Here is a 21,222-nt window from a genome sequence, read left to right on the forward strand (position 1 = left end):
TACTCTTATTTTTTATACACCACTCCTTCTTTCATTACAAAAACCACATTCCGGAGGGTTTCTATATTTTTGGTAGGGTCGTCGTTCACTGCGATAATATCTGCAATATACCCTTTTTTAAGTTGCCCGATCTGATCTTTCATACCCAACAGCATGGCCGGGGTAACGGTGGCCGACCGGATGGCTTCCGCCTCGGGCATTCCCGCTTCTACCATATACTGGAATTCTTTCGCATTATCCCCGTGTTTATACACCCCGGCATCCGTACCGAAAGCTATTTTCACCCCTCTCTTATAAGCTTTGGCAAAAGTACCCTGTATTTTCGGCCCTACTTCTCTGGCTTTAGGCACTACCAGGTCGGGAAAATATCCTTCGATCTCAGCTTTTTCCGCTACTTCTTTTCCTGCGATTATAGTCGGCACATAATAAGTGTCATACTTTTTCATCATATCCATAGTCTCCTCACTCATAAATGTACCGTGTTCTATGGTCTTTACTCCTCCCAGAATGGCGCGCTGCATACCTTCATCCCCATGTGCATGAGCAGCTACCAGCATACCGTAATCTGCCGCCGTTTCGGTAATAGCTTTAATCTCATCTAAAAAGAACTGGGGATTATGCCCGCTTTTTGCTACACTCAGCACTCCGCCGGTGGCTGTTATCTTTATGACATCCGCCCCGTTTTTATAACGCTGCCGCACTGCCTTCCGGGCTTCCTCGGGAGAATTTACAACACCATCCTTAGGCCCGGGGTCTCCCATAAGGTCTTTGCGGTTTCCATTGGTAGGGTCCGCATGCCCGCCGGTAGTGGCGATGGATTTTCCTGCGGAGAAAATTCTGGGCCCTATCACATATCCTTTTTTTATCGCATCGCGCAATGCCGTATTAATACCACTACCGCCCAGATCCCTGACCGTGGTAAACCCGGCCATCAGCGTTTTTTCGGCATATAAGGTGGATTCAAAAGCCACATCGGCCTCATTTTCGGTATATCTCGCCATGTAGCGCTTCGGATTGGTTTCGTGCTCCAGGTGCACATGCATATCCACAAGTCCCGGTAAAACGGTTTTGCCGGACAGATCTATGATGTCTCCGGTATTTTCCGGGGTCGTATAACCGTCTGCAACCTCTATTATTTTACCATCGGAAATAACCAGCGTTTTTTCGTTGAGGATCTTACCGTTCTCCGTATCGAGAATTTTTCCGCAATGCAGGTAGGTCTTTTGTGCCTGGAGTAAAGCTACACTGAAGAGCGCGGCACACAGAAGCATTTTTTTCATTGTTGTTCTATTTGGTTCGTTAATTCGTATGAACTACAAAACAGTCCTGTTTTCCGGAAAAATCGAAAATTCCTCCTGGCGGACTGTCCTGCTTACTCGTTGTTAGCTTGCAACAATTTAATCAAACTTCTGTAACATCCGGGCACCAAAGCCGTGTTTTTTCGGCATGTAATTTTTAATTTCCTCAAAATTACCGCCCCATTCATACCGATTTATCAGCTTCTTATTTTCTTTTCCCACTCCCAGGCCGAATGCATGGCCTCATCGAGAGTAGACTTTGCTTTCCATCCCAGCTCCGTATTGGCTTTGGCAGTATCCGCATAGGCAGCGGTAATGTCTCCGGGCCTGCGGTCTACTATTTTATAATTGAGTTTTTCCCCGGCAACTTTTTCAAAACTCCCGATCACTTCCAGCACGGAGCTTCCTTTTCCGGTACCTACATTATACACTTCGTAATTGCTTTTGTTCTCACCCTTCAGCAGGCGCTGTAACGCTACCACATGGGCTTTTGCCAGGTCTACAACGTGAATATAATCGCGTATCCCGGTACCGTCGGGAGTCGGATAGTCTCCCCCGAAAACAGATAATTGTTCGCGCACTCCGGCGCCCGTCTGGGTGATAAAAGGCACCAGGTTTTGCGGCACTCCCAGGGGCAGTTCTCCTATTTCCACGGAAGGATGTGCCCCGATGGGATTAAAATAACGGAGAGATATGGCTTTCAATTCTTTATATACATTACAGGTATCAGCTATGATCTCTTCTCCTATCTGTTTGGTATTTCCATAAGGGGATTCCGCTTTTTTAACGGGGGCATTCTCCGTGATCGGTAATTCGTCCGCCTGTCCGTAAACGGTACAGGAAGAACTAAAGATAAAGCAGGCCTCTCCCTTATCGCGAAGCTCCTGTAATATGTAGACCAGGGTATTGATATTGTTCTCGTAATACAACAGCGGTTTTTCCACACTTTCACCGACAGCTTTGGATGCTGCAAAATGGATAACCCCGGAAACGTCGGAATGTTTGGCAAAAAACTCCTTTACTTTCGGTTTTTCCCTGAGGTCTATCTTTTCGAACTGAGGGGTTTTTCCCGTAATACGGGTTATTCTTTCGAGCACTTCTATAGAGGAATTGGAGAGGTTATCGATGATTACCACCTCAAATCCTTCGTTCTGTAATTCCACCACGGTGTGGGAGCCAATAAAGCCAAGCCCTCCTGTTACCAGTATTTTCTTTTTTTCTGCCATTTTTCACGTAACCTTTATCGGGTTAATTCTTTATCGGTTTATAAATTCCTTTATTTTGGATGTAATGTATTCTATCTGCTCATCGTCCAGTTCCGTATGCATAGGCAGGGATATCACTTCTTCCACCAGCTTATTGGTCACGGTAAATTCTTCTTCTTTATATCTTTCGTCCAGGTATGCTTTTTGTCTGTGCAGGGGTATCGGGTAATACACGCCGCAAGGTATTTCGTGTTCTCCCAGGAATGCTACCAATGCATCCCTGTCCGCGCCTTTTACTTTCAGGGTGTACTGGTGGTATACGTGTGAATCGGCTTCTCCTACCAGAACAGGGGTTACTATTTTATCTTCCCCTTCAAATGCCTTGTTATATTTTGCAGCGGCCTCTTTTCGTTTTTCATTATAAGTATCCAGCAGGGGCAGTTTGGCACGCAGCACGGCTGCCTGTATGGAATCGAGCCGCGAATTTACGCCGACCACATCGTGGTGATAGCGCTCGTACATCCCGTGATTAACGACTCCTCTTATAATATGCGCCAGGTTGTCGTCATTGGTAAAGATAGCTCCGCCATCCCCGTAGCACCCCAGGTTTTTGGACGGAAAGAATGAAGTAGCCGCCACATCTCCTATGGCGCCGGTTTTTACCTTTTTACCATCGTTAAAGGTATAGGTAGCCCCTATCCCCTGTGCATTATCTTCAATAACATAGAGGTTGTGCTCCTTTGCTATTTCCATGATGACATCCATATTGGCACACTGGCCGAAAAGGTGCACCGGCACTATGGCTTTTGTTTTCGGTGTTATGGCTTTGCGTATGGCATCGGGGTCTATATTAAAAGTATCCGGTTCCACATCTACAAGTACCGGGGTAAGCTGAAGCAGGGCAATTACCTCTACGGTAGCTGCAAAAGTAAAATCGGCCGTGATCACCTCGTCTCCCGGTTCCAGACCAAGCCCCATCATGGCTATCTGAAGGGCATCCGTACCGTTGGCACAGGGAATAACGTGCTTTACCCCGAGATATTCTTCCAGTTCTTTCTGAAATCCCCTTACTTCCGGGCCGTTGATAAATGCCGTTGAGCTTATAACTTCCGCTATGGAACGATCTACGGTATCTTTGATAAATTCGTACTGACCTTTGAGGTCTACCATCTGTATCTTCTTCACTATATTTGTATTTAAATTACGCGCCGCACACGAAAAGCACCCGCTTCGTATAAAAGTTCATACTGCAGGTCATTCAAAGGAATACTATTCACACATCAACGGCTGAAAAACATCACTAAAAACCAAACAATATTACGAAATAAAGGAACGTCTGCCAATGAATGGGGAATGAATTTCTTCGATCCCGAAAATTCGGTTTTACTCCGCAGGTTTGCAGAAAGTAATGTATTTTAGCAGCCAAAGAACAGGATTCTGTCCCGTTCCTCAAATTCCGGTTACACCATGCTGTCTTTTATATACAACATCCTGATCTCCGTTACAGGCTTCCTGCTGAAGATCATAGCCTTGTTCAACAAAAAAATAAAACTTTTTGTCTACGGCAGAAAAACGGTATTTACCGATCTTCAAAAAAGAATAATCCCGGGCGACAGGATTATCTGGTTTCACACGGCTTCCCTCGGCGAATTCGAACAGGGGCTCCCTGTCATTGAAAAGATCAGAGCCGAATTCCCGGACCGCAAAATACTGGTAACTTTTTTTTCCCCTTCCGGATACGAGGTAAAAAAGGGCAGTAAAGCCGCAGATATTATTACCTACCTGCCCCTGGACACCAGGAAGAATGCAAAAAAATTCCTCCATATTGTAAAGCCCGAACTCGCCGTGTTTGTCAAGTACGAATTCTGGCCGAATTACCTTTCCGAACTCAGAGAACGAAAAATAAACACTATTCTTATCTCTGCCATATTCCGTAAAGACCAGTTGTTCTTTAAACCTTACGGCGGATTTATGCGACATTCTCTCCAAACATTCCGCCATTTTTTCGTACAGGATGAAAATTCCGCAAACCTGCTTAAAAGCACAGGCATAGACCGGGTAACCGTTAGCGGCGATACACGCCTGGACCGGGTAGAGGAGATCCTGCACCGGGACAATACGCTTGCGTTTATGGAAACATTCAAGAATGGTAAACTCTGCTTTGTAGCGGGCAGTACCTGGCCGGAAGACGAAGAATTGCTTACCGAAATGATAAACAATACTCCGCAAGGCATTAAATTTGCCCTGGCCCCGCATAATATAAAACCTGCACACCATGAGAACCTGCTAAAATCCATTCGCAAAAAGACCGTACTTTATTCCGAAAGAGAAAAATACCATTTACCGGATTACGATGTCATCATCATTGACACCATCGGGATATTGACCAGAATATACAGTTATGCCGATATAGCATATGTGGGTGGCGGCATGGGCACTACAGGACTACACAATATACTCGAACCTGCGGTTTTCGGGATTCCGGTAATTATCGGCAAAAACTACTGCAAATTCAAAGAAGCCAATGAGCTTGTAAAACTGGGTGGAGTACTTTCCGTTTCCGACAAAAACCAGCTTTTTGAGACCTCGCTGCAACTGATTAAAGAGGAATCACTCAGAAAAGAAACCGGGCAAATCAACTCACTTTATGTTAAAAAAAATACAGGTGCTGTAATCCAAATACTCCATTTTTTACGTATATCATTATAACAGGTAAGTTAAAGAGGGGTCCATTTGGAAAGAATGCGAATTAATTTTCCGGACTTTTCTATTCATTAACGCGTAAAAAACATTCAGATTATGAAAAAAGTATCTTTAAGTATGGTTTTATTGGCTCTATTTGCAATTTCCCTTGCATCCTGCAGGGACACCAAGAAAAAAGAAGACGCCGGAGATAAAATAGAAGAAACTATGGATGAGGCCGGAGATAAGGCGGAAGATGCCTGGGACAACACCAAAGATGCCGCCAAAGACACCTGGGACGACACCAAGGAAGCCACGGAAGACGCCTGGGATGAAACAAAAAAAGCAGCCGATACGGTAAAGAAAAAAGTCCAAAAGACCGGTGAGAAAATTGAAGAAGAAATTGACAACAATAAATAAATAAACTGAAAAATATTTGTACAGAAAAGCCTGCCGTAATGATACGGTGGGTTTTTTTGTGTGTGTCCGTAAGAAATTTGCAAAGTTTGCCGATAAATAAGTTTTTAACTGCCAGATATTTGCATTTTACATTTCTTCACAACCCTGCTTTGTATGTTTTGCAGATTTAATAAAAACGCTGACCTTTTCGGATACTCTTGTAACCTGTAAACCATAAAAAATATCCGGAAAAACATCCAAAACATCAGATATGCTCGTATCTAATGACAACAGTTATCCTGACTACCCCCGGCTAATTGACAAAGGTGTATCCGCTGTACATGTACGGTACACTTTCCCGTTCTTTTAAAACCTCGGGAAAGTAAATTCGGCGGATTTAAAGCACTGAAAATGAACATAAGGAGCAAGGAAGTACCTATATAACGAAGTACCAGATCGTTATAAAACCGGAATAGTTACCCGAAAAGTTTCGGGAACCGTAAAAGGTCCTATCTTTGCCGCCGTTAAATTTTGGGTTGGATATTCAAGTACAGTTTAAAAAAATCTAAATGGTGCTAACACTTTCATACATTGCCATTGCTGTATACAGCATAGCTTTATTACTTATTTTCTTTTACAGTCTGGCGCAGTTAAACCTGCTTTTCAATTACCTGGGACACAAACGAAAAAACGATGTGGCCCCCAAGTTCAATTTACTGGATTCCAGAGAGATACCTTATGTCACTATTCAGCTTCCTATTTACAATGAGGAATATGTGGTAGAGCGGCTTCTGGAAAATATCGCTAAGATAGAATATCCGCAAAACAAACTGGAAATACAGGTACTGGATGACTCTACGGACGAATCGGTAACCGAAACGGCCAAACAAATCGTTAAACTCCAGGAAACCGGGCTCGATATTCAGCACATCCGGAGAGAAAATCGCCAGGGCTTTAAAGCGGGCGCATTAAAGGAAGGCTTAAAAATAGCCAAAGGAGAGTTTATAGCTATTTTTGATGCCGATTTCCTGCCGGACAACGACTGGCTCAAGAAAACGGTAATCTATTTTAAAGATCCGGAAATAGGCGTGGTACAAACCCGTTGGGGACACCTCAACCGGGACTACTCTCTCCTTACCAAAATACAGGCCTTTGCCCTGGATGCCCACTTTACCCTGGAGCAGGTAGGACGTAACAGCAAAGGACACTTTATCAACTTTAACGGCACGGCAGGGATATGGCGCAAAGCGTGTATTATAGACGCCGGAAACTGGGAAGGGGACACACTCACCGAAGACCTGGACCTCAGCTACAGGGCACAGCTCAAAAACTGGAAATTCAAATACCTTGAAGATGTAGAAACCCCGGCTGAACTTCCGGTAGTTATCAGTGCCGCCCGTTCGCAACAGTTCCGCTGGAACAAAGGAGGCGCCGAAAACTTCCGGAAAACGGTAACCCGGGTTATCACTGCAAAGAATATCCCGTTTAAAACCAAGCTTCACGGTGTTCTCCACCTGCTTAACAGCTCCATGTTCCTATGCGTATTTACAGTGGCTTTGCTCAGCATCCCCATGCTCTACATCAAAAACACTTTCGGACATCTTGACTGGCTCTTTGAAGTTACCAGCTTCTTTATAGCAAGTACGATCATTTTATTCGTATGTTACTGGTTTACTTATAAAAATATTCAGGGCAGCGGATTTGATAATTTTATAGACTATATAAAAATGTTCTTTACTTTTTTCTCTGTAGCCATGGGCTTTTCCCTGCACAATTCCGTAGCGGTTTTAGAAGGGCATATGGGTAAAAGAAGTGAATTTGTAAGGACGCCGAAATTCAATATCAAAACTCTTGCAGACAGCTGGAAAGGCAATAAATATCTCCATGAAAAGATATCTCCCAATACCATGCTGGAAGCTGTTCTTGCCTTTTATTTCCTCTTTGGCATGTACAGCGCCATATCGCTGAACGATTACGGGTTGTTCCCATTCCACGTTATGCTGTTTCTCGGTTTCGGATTTGTGTTCTTCAAATCCCTGACCTCGAAAGTTTAGAAACGGGAATTTTCGGGGTATAAAACCCGAACCGAAGATAAAAAAACAGAAAAGGGCCCTTTAAATATGGCCCTTTTCTGTTTTTCATTAACCAGTCCGGATGACTTTTACACACTAAGTGTCCCGATAATTATCGGGATTAAATACTCCGTTCCGATACTGTGGCAGTTGACTACAGCATTTTCAGGTTAATAACCTCCTGCTGCGTAAGGGGACGCCAGTGCCCCCTGGGAAGGTCTTTCTTGGTAAGTCCGGCAAAAATAACCCGGTCCAGTTTAATCACATCATACTCCAGATGTTCGAATATCCTGCGAACGATACGGTTTTTACCACTGTGTATCTTGATCCCTACTTCACGTTTAGGTGTATTTTCTATGTAACTCACCTCGTCTACCTCAATGAAGCCGTCATCCAGGGTAAGTCCCTGTTGTATTTTTACCAGGTCTTCCTGCTTAAGGTTCTTATCCAGTTCTACGTGGTATATCTTCCGGACTCCGTGTTTAGGATGGGTAAGCTTTTTGGCCAGGTCCCCGTCATTGGTAAATAACAGCAATCCTGTGGTATTACGATCCAGCCGCCCGACAGGCAGCAATTTGGATTTGGAAGCATTAGACACCAGTTCCATAACCGTTCTCCGTCCCCGTTCGTCCTTCGTTGTGGTGATAAAGCCTTTCGGCTTGTTCAGGAGCACGTATTCTTTCTTCTCCGGGCGGATCACCTTTCCGTCAAAACGGACCTCATCTGTCAGCTTTACCTTATACCCGAGCTCGGTCACCGGCTCTCCGTTTACAGACACATTACCCGCAGCAATATAAATATCCGCATCCCGGCGCGAACAGATCCCCGCATTGGATATATACTTATTCAACCGTATTTCATCCGGATTTTTCAACAGGGGCTTTTTCCGTATCGGCGCATTACCCCTGGCATAGCTTTCCTTGCGTTCTCCTCCCTGTCTTCCGGATACCTTTCCTCTCCTGTTCTTATCTGTTCTGCTCATGTCCTGTTTTTTGGCAAAGATAAGATATTAGTCCTTAACTGCATTACACGTTATTTTTGAAAACCGGGAGCTTATCTTTTTAATCTTTACAGGATACGGTTCAGCACCAGGTCGATGTCTATCAGCAGGATACTGAACACCCCGGCGATAATGATAAATTTGAGAATGTTGTGCAGCACCAGGTAATCTTTCTTGGAAGACGCTTTCCACATCAGCACCAAAAACAACAGGAGCAACAGGAAACAACTATAAAAGAAAATGTCCATATGGCCTATTTCAAAAGTTGCTATCAGTAAATAAGTAGGGAGCCAGGTAATAAATGCCAGCAGTGTAATTATACTTTTGGAGGCCCTTTCTCCGTAAATAATGGGAATCGTTTTATATCCCTGCGCCAGGTCTCCCTTAATATTTTCAAGGTCTTTCACCATATCCCGTATCAGGATAATAAGGAAGAGGAAGATTGCATGTACGAAAATAACCGTTGCAAAATTCTTGTAATAAATAAATACGGCAAAAAAAGGAGTGATCGCCAAAACGGAGGAAATTATATTCCCTATCATGGGAATCCGTTTCAGCTTATGCGAATAGAACCACAGCGCAAAAATATATACCGAAAAAAAAGCTACCGCGCGAAAAGACACATAACTGGCAAAGATCACCGAAGCAAAATTAAGTATAAAATAGGATGTCAACTTTGTTCGTTGACTGATAAGGCGATCGAGCATGGTTTTTCTCGGACGGTTAATCAGGTCCTTTTCCGCATCGTAAAAATTATTGATAATGTACCCGGATGCAATGGCAAGTGCCGAAGCGGCTACGATAGCAAAAAGATTACCGTCCAGGGCCACCTGCATAAGCGGCTTTTCCGGAGCGAGAATATAAATGGAGGTGAGGTACTGGGCAATAACAATAGCGAGAATGTTATACCCCCGGACCACGGAAAAGATACTCAGAAGCTTTAACAATAGCAGTTTGTTTTTCCTGGATAGCTGCACATCTTCAATTTTTACGGCCTTATACGAAAATAAAACCGGAAACGGTAATGTGTGTTTCCGGAATAGATACGGCTAATATACGGAAAGCAATATTCTTTTCATACGTATTGCAGGGCAAACACATCATATACAGGGAGACAAAGAGACGAGGAGAACCTGAGATTTGTGGTGATTGATGAAGATCAAAGATATTGGGCGCTAAGTTGGGAGTTTTGCAGGGGAGGTTTCCCGTTTCAACTCCCTAACTAACCAACTCCGAACTAATCAACAACCGGGAAACCGGTAACCGGCAACAAACCTTAAACATAGAATTACGCAATTATGACACGTTTGTCCTAATACATATTACTTTCCCGATTATTTATGTAATTCAGAAGTTGTAGACCACTTCCAGGTTGTAGTCCTTAAGGGCTTTTCTGGCCCTATCGATATCCTGTGTAAAACCGAGAATATATCCTCCTCCTCCCGAACCGCAAAGTTTCAGGTAGTATTCGTTAGTCTCGATACCATGCTTCCACAGTTTATGGAACTGTGCGGGGATCATGGGCTTAAAGTTATCCAGGACCACGTGCGACAGTTGTTTGATATTTCCGAAAAGGGATTTTACATCTCCTTTTAGAAAATCTTCCACACAGGCGTCGGTGTGTTTGATAAACTGATCTTTAATCATTTTCCGGAATCCTTCCTGCTTCATATTTTCCATAAAAATATGGATCATGGGGGCTGTTTCACCGACCATACCGCTGTCCAGCAGAAAAACCGCTCCTTTACCGTCTTTCTTTTGGGAAGGTATGCCCGCAGGTTCTATATTATCTTTGGAATTGATCAGTATGGGAATGCTGAGATAACTATTCAGAGGGTCCAGTCCGGATGATTTTCCATGGAAAAAAGACTCCATTTCCCCGAATATATTTTTTAGTTTCAACAATTTATCCCTGGTAAGATTTTCCAGTATGGTGATCTTATCGTTGGCATATTTATCGTAAATCGCCGCTACCAGCGCACCGCTGCTACCTACCCCGTAACCCTGGGGTATACTGCTGTCGAAGTACATCCCTTCCGCCACATCTTCCTTCAGCTTTTCTATATCAAAAGTCACCAGGCCGGGCTTTTCGGTTTGCAGGCTCATCAGGTAATCCGCAAATCGCTTCAGGCTTAAATTAGATTCGGACACCTCTTTGGAAAGTTCTTTAGCAGTTTTCAGCGCCCCGTTGTAAAAGTTATAAGGAATGGACAACCCTTTGGAGTCCTTAATGATACCATACTCCCCGAAGAGCAGTATTTTTGAATAAAATAATGGTCCTTTCATCCTCTTTAAAATTTCGGCCTAAGCTTTATAAAGATACACAAATTTAACGGCGACAACAATTTTTATTGCATTTTAGTACTATTTTTCGCAAATAAATACTATTATCTGTCAGACAGATTATCGCTTTTTTTATAAAAGTCCGGCCCCTCCGCCAATTCGGTCGCAAATATACTGTCCCTTTTCACAATATGCAACCAACTCATTATTAATAAATTCCATCACCTCATTTTTTTCCTCTTCCGGGTATAAAACATGCACGTTTGCCCCTGCATCCAGGGTAAAACAAACATTAGAACCGGATTTCTTACGGAAATCCCATATTTTACGAATGACCTGCAGGGTCGCAGGGCTCATCAGTATAAAATACGGACTCCCGGTCATCATCATGGCATGCAGGGTAAGAGCTTCACTTTCCACGATTTTCGTAAAACCTGTCATATCTCCCTCACGAAGTACCTGTTGCAGTTTCGAGAGGTTTTCACCGGCCTGCGCAAAACGGCGTTCCGCAAAGGGATGTCCGTGCATAAGGCCGTGACCCGCAGTACTGCTCACCTGCTTTTCTCCCCGGTCTACCAGTAATATGGTATCCTGGTAGGTTCGGAATACGGGATGCACTTCTTCCGGGTAAGAAATACCGTAAAGATCTGTACTCCCGGTTACTCCGGGATGGCTTCCCCATACGACCAGCCCGCCTTCTATACTGCGGCATGCGCTACCGGAGCCGAGCCTCGCCAGAAAAGACGCTTTCCGGTAAAAATTCTCCTCCGGCATATCCGGGGACATCTCTTTTTCCATAGACATCAGGCATAGCGCCAGGGCACTCATTCCACTCGCCGAAGAAGCTATTCCGCTACTGTGGGGAAAGGAATTGGATGTTTCTATCGTAAAATGATAGTGCCTCAAAAAAGGCATATATTTTTCTATACGTCCGAAAAAATCATTTATCTTGGGTTTAAAATCTTCCCTTGCTTTCCCTTCGAAAAGCAGGTCAAAACCAAAACCGGAGGCCGGTTGTTTTCGCTTTTTGAAGCGCAGAGTTGTTGTCGTGGCACAAGTGTCCAGCGTAAAACTAACGGAAGGGTTTGCCGGCAACTGCTCGCCCCGCTTACCCCAGTATTTCACCAGGGCTATATTGCTTGGTGATCTCCAGGTAAAATTTCCCGTTTCTATGGTAGCCCGGTATCCGGAAGGCATAAAGTCCTTTTCTGTCATCAGTCCGTAAAATTTGTGCAAAGATAGTGCTTTCCATACTTTCCTACACCCAAAAGTACGGGAGTGATAAAATCCGGACCGTCGTTAAGTTACTGTTAAATTGAGCATAATTTTGGCATTCACTACATATTATTGTAGTTTCGGCCAAAAGAAAACAATTAAAATTCCTACAAAAATGAAATTTTCAGGCAAATTAAAATCTACTCTCATCTGTTTTTTAATGGTAGGCGCTACCGCTTTCGCACAAACAGCAGAGCAGAAAAAAGTAGATGTATCAGATGATGAACTGGGTAAAATAGCTTCAGCTTTTCAGGGAGTACAGGAAGTTAATGTAAAAGCCCAACAGGAAATGGTAAAAACCGTAGAAGACAATGGTTTTGACATAGATCGTTTCAACGAATTATACGAAGCGTCACAATCTCCCGAGAAAGAAGCAGAAGCCAGTACGGATGAAAAAGAAAAATTCGGCGTGGTAATGAATAAAATGCAGGAAATGCAATCCGGCTTTCAAAAACAGATGGAAGACGCCATAACCAATGAAGGTATTTCCCTCGACCGTTACCAGGAAGTTGCAGTAGCGCTACAGACCGATACGGAACTACAACAACGTTTACAGGCATTGTTGACACAACAGCAGTAACCCGCTCACCGTCTGGCAGACAACACTACAGAAAAAGAGATCGTCTGAAAAGCTATTCAAGCATTCTGTTCGGGGAAACATACGGGTCCCGGCCATACAAAGCCTTTACCTGTCCCCGGAACAACCGATTAAGTGCTTTTCGGACGTCTCTTTTCTTATTCTGTTTTTTCTCCTGACAGACCTTCTGTTATCGCCATAGCGGCCATATATCCCCCGGTCCATGCGTTCTGAAAATTAAATCCCCCGGTAACGGCATCTATATTGAGCACTTCTCCTGCAAAAAAAAGGTTCTTCCGGATTTTGCTTTCGAAGGTCTTAAAGTCTATCTCTTTCAGGTCCACCCCACCGGCAGTAACAAACTCTTCCTTAAAGGTACTTTTTCCATCTACGCAAAAAATGCTTTTGGTCAGTTGCCCGGCGAGGTTTTCCAGCAATCCTTTCCGTATTTCCGCCCATCGCATATCTTCGGAAATCCCCGATGCTTCCGCGAGTTTTACCCACAATCTTTTCGGAAGGTCAAAAGGTCCGGAAGAGAAAATATTCTTTTTCCCGCTAACTTCCTTGACATCTTTTAAAATCTCCATCGCTTCCGTAAAGGCAACCTGATGCAACCAATTAACTTCTATGGAGAATTTATAATCACAATCGTGCAATTCCCGGGCCGCCCATGCCGATAATTTCAGAACGGCAGGACCACTAAGTCCCCAGTGCGTTATAAGCAAAGGACCTTCGAAGGTCATAGGATTCTTTTGCCCTGACAACCGGATAGACACCTCCGCGGACAGTCCCATAAGCCCGGAAATACGCGGGTCTTTTATATGAAAAGTAAAAAGCGAAGGAACAGGAGGCACTATGCTATGCCCCAGTTGTCGGATGATATCCCACATTTTCGGACTGCTTCCGGTAGCTATGAGAAGTTTACGGCAGGTAAAATCACCTTTGGCTGTCACGAGCTCCCAACCGTTTTCCACGGATCGTACCTGTTTTATAGCATGCCCGGTACGGACCTTTACTCCACGTTGCACGGTTTCCCGGACCAGGCAATCGATAATGGTCTGTGACGAATCGGTTTCGGGAAACATACGCCCATCTTCTTCTGTTTTCAATGTCACCCCCCTGTTTTCGAAAAACTCCACCGTATCTCCGCTGCAAAAAGAATGGAAAGGCCCCAGCAGTTCTCTTTGTCCCCGAGGATAATTGGCTGCCAGTTCGCGCGGGGCAAATTCGGCATGGGTGACATTACATCGCCCGCCGCCGGATATTTTCACTTTAGAAAGCACTTCCCCGCTTTTCTCCAATATCACTATCCTTGTTCCCGGCAGGGCCTCCACTATATGGGCAGCGGCAAAAAAACCCGCCGCTCCGCCTCCCGCAATAATTACATCCGCATCTTTTGACATCCTTATCTCTTTGCAGGAAATTAGTTCAGCTTATACACCAGGTCACTCTTGCTCAGTTCCGTAAGGAGTTCGTTCGAAATACGCACCTTTTTCTTCCGGCTGGGCATGTAGAGTTTTAGTTTTTCATCCATTTTATACACTGTAAAGCTCAGCGCGTGATCTCCCTTATGCTCTTGTATGATGTCCCTGAGCACCCGGATCTTGGAATCTTCCAGGTCTTCGATATTAAGATGTATGGTCAATTTTCTTGCATAGGCCTCCATAACATCCTGCAACAACTGCATGCTGTTGAACTGCAGGCGGGGATCTCCCCGCTGACCGGTATCCCTGTTGACCCAGCCTTCGCGGATAAACACTTTCATATAGATAAAGGAATTCACCATCAGGAAATGCCTGAATTTGAGATATTCCTCTCCGAAGATCTTAAACTCGTAACTATCGGTATAATCTTCTACAATAAAAATACCCCATCCTTTACCGTTCTTGGAAGTCCTGTGTTGCACATCGGCTATGATCCCCGCCAGCGAAAGTTCTCTGTTGGTATAGTTCTCCAGTTCGTTCAGCAGACCTAAACTACCGTTGCAGAAATAACGCATTTCGGTTTTGAAATCGTCCAGCGGATGGCCGGATATATATATCCCTACAACCTCTTTCTCCCGTCGGAGTTTTTCCATGGTCCCCCATTCTTCACAAGGCGGCACCACGGGTTCGGGGATCTGTACTTCACTGGCTTCTCCGAAAAGGCTCACCTGTGAGGAGTTTTCGTTTTCCTGGTATTTGGCAGCATAACGCATTACTTTTTCCAGAAAAACAATACCATCACCTTCATCGTGAAAATACTGGGCGCGGTGCGTTTCATCAAAAGAATCGAAACCACCGGCAAGGGCGAGATTTTCAAATGCTTTTTTATTGGCAGCCCGAAGATCTAACCGCTTGGCCAGGTCAAATACGGAGCGGTACGGCCCGGATTCCCTGTTCTCCACAATGGTTTCTACAGCGCCACGGCCAACTCCCTTAATGGCACCCATTCCAAAACGTATGGCATTGTCTTTGTTTACGGTAAATTTGTAAAAGGATTCGTTTACATCAGGCCCGAGAACATTCAGCCCCATACGCTTACATTCTTCCAGGAAGAAGGAGACCGATTTGATATCGTTCATGTTGTTGGAAAGTACTGCTGCCATATATTCCGCAGGATAGTTGGCTTTCAGGTATGCTGTCTGGTAACCGATCCAGGCATAGCAGGTAGAGTGACTTTTATTAAAGGCATAACTGGCAAAAGCTTCCCAGTCTTTCCATACTTTTTCCAGGACAGCCCTGTCGTGACCGTTCTTTTCCCCGCCGTCCAGGAATTTTGGTTTTAACTGTTCCAGCAGGGCAAATATCTTTTTCCCCATCGCCTTCCGCAATACGTCCGCTTCACCTTTGGTAAACCCGGCGAGTTTTTGCGACAGCAACATCACCTGCTCCTGGTAAACCGTAATACCGTAGGTTTCCTGCAGGTACTCTTCCATTGCAGAAAGATCGTAAGTAATTTCCTCTTTACCGTGTTTCCGGTTGATAAAACTGGGGATGTATTCCAGAGGTCCCGGACGGTACAGCGCGTTCATGGCTATGAGGTCGGCAAAGACCGTCGGCTTCAGTTCCTTCATGTATTTCTGCATCCCGGGGGATTCGTACTGGAATATCCCCACCGTTTCCCCGCGCTGAAAGAGCTCGTATGTCTTTTGATCGTCCAGCGGAAAATCATCCGGGTTGAGGTCTATATCGTGCTTGTATTTCACAAGCTTTACCGTATCCTTGATCAGGGTCAGTGTTTTCAACCCGAGGAAGTCCATCTTCAGCAAGCCCGCACTTTCCACCACAGAGTTGTCAAACTGTGTAACGTACAGGTCGGAATCTTTGGCTATGGACACCGGGACAAAATTGGTTATATCGTCCGGGGTAATGATAACTCCACAGGCATGTATCCCGGTATTCCGTACGGAACCTTCCAGTATCTGTGCCTGTTTTATCGTCTGTGCTTCGAGATCAGCTCCTTCGGCAAGGTTTTTCAGTTCGTTTACCTTTAAGAGTTCATCCGAACGGAGACTGGCTTTCAGCTTATTGTCATCCAAAGAAAATATTTTGGCCAGCTTCATATTGGGAATGAGCTTGGCTATCCTGTCGGCATCTCCCAGGGGAAGGTCCAGCACCCTGGCTGTATCCCGGATGGAAGATTTGGCCGCCATAGTACCGTAGGTAATGATCTGGGCTACCTGGTTTGCCCCGTATTTCTCTATAACGTAATCCATAACCCTGCTTCGCCCTTCATCGTCAAAGTCGATATCGATATCGGGCATGGACACCCGGTCCGGGTTGAGGAAACGCTCAAAAAGGAGATCGTAAGCTATGGGATCGAGATTCGTAATGCCGAGACAGTATGCAACTGCCGAACCTGCTGCCGAGCCACGGCCGGGTCCTACGGAGACTCCCATATCCCTTGCCGCAGCGATAAAGTCCTGTACAATAAGAAAGTACCCGGGATATCCTGTACGTTCGATAACGCTCAGTTCAAAGTCGAGACGTTCCCTTATTTCCTCGGTAATCTCCGGGTATCTCCTCTTGGCCCCTTCATAGGTAAGATGCCGCAGATAGGCATTCTCTCCTCTTTTCCCCCCGTCTTCATTATCCTGTGCATCCTGGAACTGCTCCGGTATATTAAACTTTGGCAGTAACACGTCCCTCGCCAATTCATAAGGCTCTATCTTATCCACTACTTCCCGGATATTGGAAATAGCTTCCGGAAGATCGGCAAAAAGGGTTTTCATCTCTTCCCCGGACTTAAAATAATATTCCTGGTTCGGCAGACCGTAACGGTATCCTCGTCCTCTCCCGATAGGTGTAGCCTGTTTTTCCCCGTCTTTTACACAGAGAAGAATATCGTGCGCATTGGCATCTTCTTTGGTAATATAAAAGGTATTATTGGTAGCTACCATTTTTATGTCGTGCTTCCTGGCAAACTGCACAAGGACATTGTTTACCCTGTCCTCGTCTTCCTGTCCGTGGCGCATCAGTTCTATGTAGAGGTCTTCTCCGAACTGCTCCCTCCACCACAACAGGGCTTCTTCTGCCTGGTTTTCCCCGACATTCAGTATTTTACCGGGCACTTCACCGTAAAGGTTACCGGTAAGTACGATAATGTCTTCCTTGTATTTCTCAACAACTTTCTTGTCAATCCTGGGCACATAATAAAACCCCTGCGTATACGCTACGGAGGACATCTTTGCCAGGTTGTGATACCCTCTTTTGTTCTTTGCCAGCATAACTACCTGGTAACCGTTGTCTTTACGGCTCTTATCCAGGTGGTTCTCACACACATAAAATTCACACCCCACAATGGGTTTTATCTCTACTTCAACAGCCTCTTCTCCCTTCTCCACCGCCTCTGCATTCCTTGCTTTTACCGCCTTGTTATAGTTACCTATCTCTTTAACAAAATGAAAAGCTCCCATCATGTTACCGTGATCGGTAAGGGCTACAGCGGGCATTTTCTCACGGGCAGCGGCGGCAACCATATCGGGCAGGCTGGAAGTAGCCTGCAATACCGAAAACTGTGTGTGGTTGTGCAGGTGTACAAAGTCGAGCTTTTTGAGTTCTTCCTTGTTTTCCTCCAGTTCCTGCCTGGAAATATCCGTGCCCTGTTCTTTCTGTATCCTCTTGCGAATGGCATCGGAAGCAGCTTTCAGGTTAATGTGTTCCAGCCCTATAAGCTGTATCTCCTGCGGATTGGCTTCGCGAAATCTTTCAAAATACCCCGGGAGTACGTCAAGCTCTTCTTCGGTAAATCCTTCTCCTATACGGATAAGCTCAAAGAAACAGCGTGTAGTGGCTTCCACATCGGCCGTGGCATTGTGGGCTTCGCCAAATGCCTCTCCAAAGAGTTTTTCGTGGAGCTCGGTCAGCGTGGGAAGCTTAAATTTTCCGCCGCGACCTCCCGGTATACGGCAAAATTCCGCCGTGATTTCCGTACAGGTGTCCAGCACGGGCAGGGAAGAAAGGGGCGAATCCATTCCTTCCCGATAAAATTCGCACCCCATGATATTAACATCAAACCCTACATTCTGCCCGACTATAAATTTGGTTTTTCCCAGGGCGGTATTAAATTTTTCCAGTGTTTCCCTAAGCCTCACACCTTCTTCTTCAGCGAGCTCGGTAGATATTCCATGCACCCGTTCCGCATCAAAAGGAATATTAAATCCTTCGGGCTTCACAAGGTAGTCCCCGTGTTCTACGAGGTTCCCCATATCGTCATGTAACTGCCAGGCTATCTGCACGCAACGGGGCCAGTTATCCGTATCGGTTAACGGGGCATCCCAGCGTTTTGGCAATCCGGTAGTCTCGGTATCGAAAATAAGGTACATAAGGGTTGTGGTTTGTGTGGTCTGCCAGAGGCAGGATTTTTTACGATTACGGCCCGGTGGTATTTCGGCTGAAGGCCTTCGCTAAGGCAACATGAAATACGCGTAAACTTTTAACCGGACCTGGTCAACATGTCCGGATCCGGATAAAAAAACAATGTCCCGGACCCAAAAAATATGCAGGGTAAAATTACGGATTATTTGGCACCGGGAAAAGAGACATAAAAAGTAGTTATTAACGGAAAAACGAACTTTTACCTACCCTTCTCCTCTTCCGCTTCAAACGCATGCAACTGCTCGCCGATTATTTTCCTGGTTTGGGTCTTTAATTCCATACGGTCATTCACCGTAAGCCCGGCAGTTTCTATAAAAGTATGCACTTTTGCCCGCATAATCCCCGGACTACCGCTTAAAAAGGTATAGGAAAACCTCTTTTTATTATCCGCAAAGGTCATAGGCACTATGGGTATCTGGTAAGCTATGGCCAACCGGAAAGCCCCGTCTTTGAATTCGTCGAGAAATACATCTTCCTCCGGAACACCTCCCTCCGGAAAGATACAAATACTCAACCCGTTATCCAGGCGTTTTTTAGCTCGTTCATAAACCTCTGTACGGCTTTTTATATTGTTCCTGTCTACCATTATACATGCCCGTTTGTAAAAAAAACCGAAAACAGGTATTCTGGCCAGTTCCTTTTTCCCTACAAACACAAAAGGGTTCCGGGAAGCTTTTAACATAAGCATGATATCGGTCATACTCGTATGGTTGGCAATTAGCACATAGCTCTTACCGCGTTCTACTTCCTGCTCCCTTTCAATTACAGGATAAAACCCCATGCCGTACAGGATAACATTGGCCCAGATATTTCGTACCAGCCAGAAGAAATGATGGTAATACCTGTCGGACGAAGTAAGTACCAAAAACAGGGGAGAAAGAAGTATAATAGTACAGAGCATAAGTACATAGAACCATATTCGCCAGATAATTACAAAGGGGTATCGAAGTAATTTCATCATAATTCAAAGTTAATCTTTTAAAAAAAATTCATATATTTAGATGAAAACTTTTAAATATTCCTGTTATGTTATATGCAATTATTATTGGAGCCATCGCCGGATGGCTGGCCGGCAAAATTATGAAAGGCGGCGGATTTGGCGTACTTATTAACATTCTTCTGGGTATCCTGGGAGGATTTGTAGGAAACTGGCTTTTCGGGGTTATGGGCATCAGCATAGGCTCCGGTATACTCGGGGACCTCATTACCGGGATTATCGGTGCTGTCGTCGTCCTTTTCATTGTCGGGTTGTTTAAAAGATAGCTCGTCCCTCAAAAATTATGGTTCGAATTACCTTACCGCTTTTACAGTATAGCAAAAGCGGTTTTTCTACTTCCCGGCTGCCCTTCTCCTCCTACACTCTCAAAATTTATCTTCCATTCTGCGGCAAATGTTTTTATTTTGTTTTTATTTTGCAGGGCAATAATTCCCGCTTGTTCACAAAAAACGTTTGCAAAACGCTTTTAAAAACACCTCATCCGCCTAACGGCCCGGAAAGGTATGAAAAACATCCGTGAATTTGCGATACTAACAAACCCCGCGAAACACCGGTCTGCAAAAGATGACGACAGAGGTGTAATACGAGAGACTAAAAAACTATGGCACGAATACTAACAGGCATACAAAGTACGGGAACACCTCACCTGGGAAACATCCTGGGAGCAATACTCCCCGCGATACAAATGTCAGAACAACCCGGAAACGACTCTTTTTTGTTTATAGCGGACATGCACTCCCTGACACAGATAAAAAACGGAGAGGAACTACGACAAAACACCTATAACGTTGCCGCTACCTGGCTCGCTTTCGGACTGGATATAGAGAAAGTGGTTTTTTACCGCCAGAGCGATGTTCCGGAAACTGCCGAACTCGCCTGGTATCTCAGTTGTTTTTTCCCGTTTCAGCGGCTCACACTCGCCCATTCTTTTAAAGACAAGGCAGACAGGCTGGAAGATGTCAATGCGGGTTTGTTCAGCTATCCCATGCTTATGGCCGCAGACATTCTTCTGTATGATGCCGAAATCGTCCCCGTGGGGAAAGACCAGATGCAGCACCTGGAAATCACCAGGGATGTAGCCACCAGGTTCCACTCTAAAATGGGTGAAACTTTTGTTATTCCCGAAGGAAAAGTACAGGAAAACACCCAATATATACCGGGCACGGATGGTGGCAAAATGAGCAAATCGCGCGGGAATACCATAAACCTGTTCCTCCCGGACAAACAACTCCGCAAGCGGGTGATGAGCATCGAAACGGACAGTACCCCCCTCGAAGAACCCAAAAATCCGGACACCTGCAACGTTTTTGCCCTGTACAAAATACTCGGCACACCGGACCAGGTAGAAGCCATGCGTCAAAACTACATTAAAGGCGGGTACGGATACGGCCATGCCAAGCAGGCCCTTTACGAACTGATTGCGGAAAAATTTGCTGCCGAACGCGAACGCTTTCACTACTACATGAACCACCCGGACGAGATAGACCAGGCACTTGCCTTTGGCGCGGAAAAAGCCAGAAAAGTGGCAGGAGAAGTACTGAAAAGGGTAAGAAGTAAAATAGGATACTGAGAAAAG

Annotated in this window: 16 protein-coding genes; 6 read left to right on the forward strand and 10 right to left on the reverse strand. The window is 45.0% G+C overall.

All coding sequences use genetic code 11. The features are described from left to right. Positions 1–5: 5 nt before the first annotated feature. The 3 genes from ACVBDU_RS14440 to ACVBDU_RS14450 form a co-directional block, all read right to left on the reverse strand. Positions 6–1,280, reverse strand: a complete 1,275-nt coding sequence (locus ACVBDU_RS14440; RefSeq protein ID WP_447180440.1) for a metal-dependent hydrolase family protein — start codon at positions 1,278–1,280, stop codon at positions 6–8. Positions 1,281–1,495: 215 nt separating this feature from the next. Next, a complete protein-coding gene (galE, locus tag ACVBDU_RS14445) occupies positions 1,496–2,524 on the reverse strand; it encodes a UDP-glucose 4-epimerase GalE (protein ID WP_447180441.1) in 1,029 nt (342 codons plus the stop codon). Positions 2,525–2,554: 30 nt separating this feature from the next. Further along, positions 2,555–3,688 carry a DegT/DnrJ/EryC1/StrS family aminotransferase gene (locus tag ACVBDU_RS14450; RefSeq protein ID WP_447180442.1) on the reverse strand — a complete coding sequence of 378 codons (1,134 nt, stop codon included), beginning with the start codon at positions 3,686–3,688 and terminating at the stop codon, positions 2,555–2,557. Positions 3,689–3,970: 282 nt separating this feature from the next. Between ACVBDU_RS14450 and ACVBDU_RS14455 the strand changes: the two genes are divergently transcribed. From ACVBDU_RS14455 to ACVBDU_RS14465, 3 genes are all read left to right on the forward strand, one after another. Continuing rightward, entirely contained in the window at positions 3,971–5,212 is a 1,242-nt protein-coding gene (locus tag ACVBDU_RS14455; RefSeq protein ID WP_447180443.1) for a 3-deoxy-D-manno-octulosonic acid transferase, read from the forward strand. A 90-nt stretch (positions 5,213–5,302) separates the two neighbouring features. Then, positions 5,303–5,605 (forward strand): hypothetical protein, encoded by a 303-nt coding sequence (locus ACVBDU_RS14460; protein ID WP_447180444.1) that lies wholly within the window; start codon positions 5,303–5,305, stop codon positions 5,603–5,605. 548 nt (positions 5,606–6,153) lie between these two features. Next, the gene (locus tag ACVBDU_RS14465; protein ID WP_447180445.1) at positions 6,154–7,638 is read left to right on the forward strand and encodes a cellulose synthase family protein; all 1,485 of its coding nucleotides are present in this window, start codon (positions 6,154–6,156) and stop codon (positions 7,636–7,638) included. Between the two features lie 172 nt (positions 7,639–7,810). Here ACVBDU_RS14465 and ACVBDU_RS14470 read toward each other — a convergent pair whose 3' ends face one another. The 4 genes from ACVBDU_RS14470 to ACVBDU_RS14485 all read right to left on the reverse strand — a co-directional run bounded on the left by ACVBDU_RS14470 (position 7,811) and on the right by ACVBDU_RS14485 (position 12,154). Next, entirely contained in the window at positions 7,811–8,638 is an 828-nt protein-coding gene (locus ACVBDU_RS14470; RefSeq protein ID WP_447180446.1) for a pseudouridine synthase, read from the reverse strand. A gap of 86 nt (positions 8,639–8,724) precedes the next feature. Beyond that, positions 8,725–9,633, reverse strand: coding sequence for a geranylgeranylglycerol-phosphate geranylgeranyltransferase (locus tag ACVBDU_RS14475; protein ID WP_447180447.1), 909 nt, complete (start codon positions 9,631–9,633; stop codon positions 8,725–8,727). 370 nt (positions 9,634–10,003) lie between these two features. Continuing rightward, entirely contained in the window at positions 10,004–10,942 is a 939-nt protein-coding gene (locus tag ACVBDU_RS14480; RefSeq protein WP_447180448.1) for a mevalonate kinase family protein, read from the reverse strand. A gap of 129 nt (positions 10,943–11,071) precedes the next feature. Continuing rightward, positions 11,072–12,154 carry a diphosphomevalonate decarboxylase gene (locus tag ACVBDU_RS14485; RefSeq protein WP_447180449.1) on the reverse strand — a complete coding sequence of 361 codons (1,083 nt, stop codon included), beginning with the start codon at positions 12,152–12,154 and terminating at the stop codon, positions 11,072–11,074. Between the two features lie 175 nt (positions 12,155–12,329). On the opposite strand from ACVBDU_RS14485, the gene ACVBDU_RS14490 reads away from it, so the two are divergent. Then, complete coding sequence (locus ACVBDU_RS14490; protein WP_447180450.1) at positions 12,330–12,794, forward strand: DUF4168 domain-containing protein; 465 nt, start codon at positions 12,330–12,332, stop codon at positions 12,792–12,794. A gap of 155 nt (positions 12,795–12,949) precedes the next feature. On the opposite strand, the gene ACVBDU_RS14495 is transcribed toward ACVBDU_RS14490, so the two are convergent. From ACVBDU_RS14495 to ACVBDU_RS14505, 3 genes are all read right to left on the reverse strand, one after another. Beyond that, positions 12,950–14,194 carry a BaiN/RdsA family NAD(P)/FAD-dependent oxidoreductase gene (locus ACVBDU_RS14495; protein ID WP_447180451.1) on the reverse strand — a complete coding sequence of 415 codons (1,245 nt, stop codon included), beginning with the start codon at positions 14,192–14,194 and terminating at the stop codon, positions 12,950–12,952. Between the two features lie 20 nt (positions 14,195–14,214). Next, positions 14,215–18,597 (reverse strand): DNA polymerase III subunit alpha, encoded by a 4,383-nt coding sequence (gene dnaE, locus ACVBDU_RS14500; protein ID WP_447180452.1) that lies wholly within the window; start codon positions 18,595–18,597, stop codon positions 14,215–14,217. A 251-nt stretch (positions 18,598–18,848) separates the two neighbouring features. Then, positions 18,849–19,610, reverse strand: coding sequence for a lysophospholipid acyltransferase family protein (locus tag ACVBDU_RS14505; RefSeq protein WP_447180453.1), 762 nt, complete (start codon positions 19,608–19,610; stop codon positions 18,849–18,851). 65 nt (positions 19,611–19,675) lie between these two features. On the opposite strand from ACVBDU_RS14505, the gene ACVBDU_RS14510 reads away from it, so the two are divergent. Both ACVBDU_RS14510 and trpS read left to right on the forward strand, forming a co-directional pair. Then, positions 19,676–19,912 (forward strand): GlsB/YeaQ/YmgE family stress response membrane protein, encoded by a 237-nt coding sequence (locus ACVBDU_RS14510; RefSeq protein WP_447180454.1) that lies wholly within the window; start codon positions 19,676–19,678, stop codon positions 19,910–19,912. Between the two features lie 335 nt (positions 19,913–20,247). After that, positions 20,248–21,216: a tryptophan--tRNA ligase gene (gene trpS, locus ACVBDU_RS14515; RefSeq protein WP_447180455.1), complete on the forward strand. Its 969-nt coding sequence runs from the start codon at positions 20,248–20,250 to the stop codon at positions 21,214–21,216. The last annotated feature ends 6 nt before the right edge of the window (positions 21,217–21,222 follow it).

The organism is Sinomicrobium endophyticum (assembly GCF_052983315.1).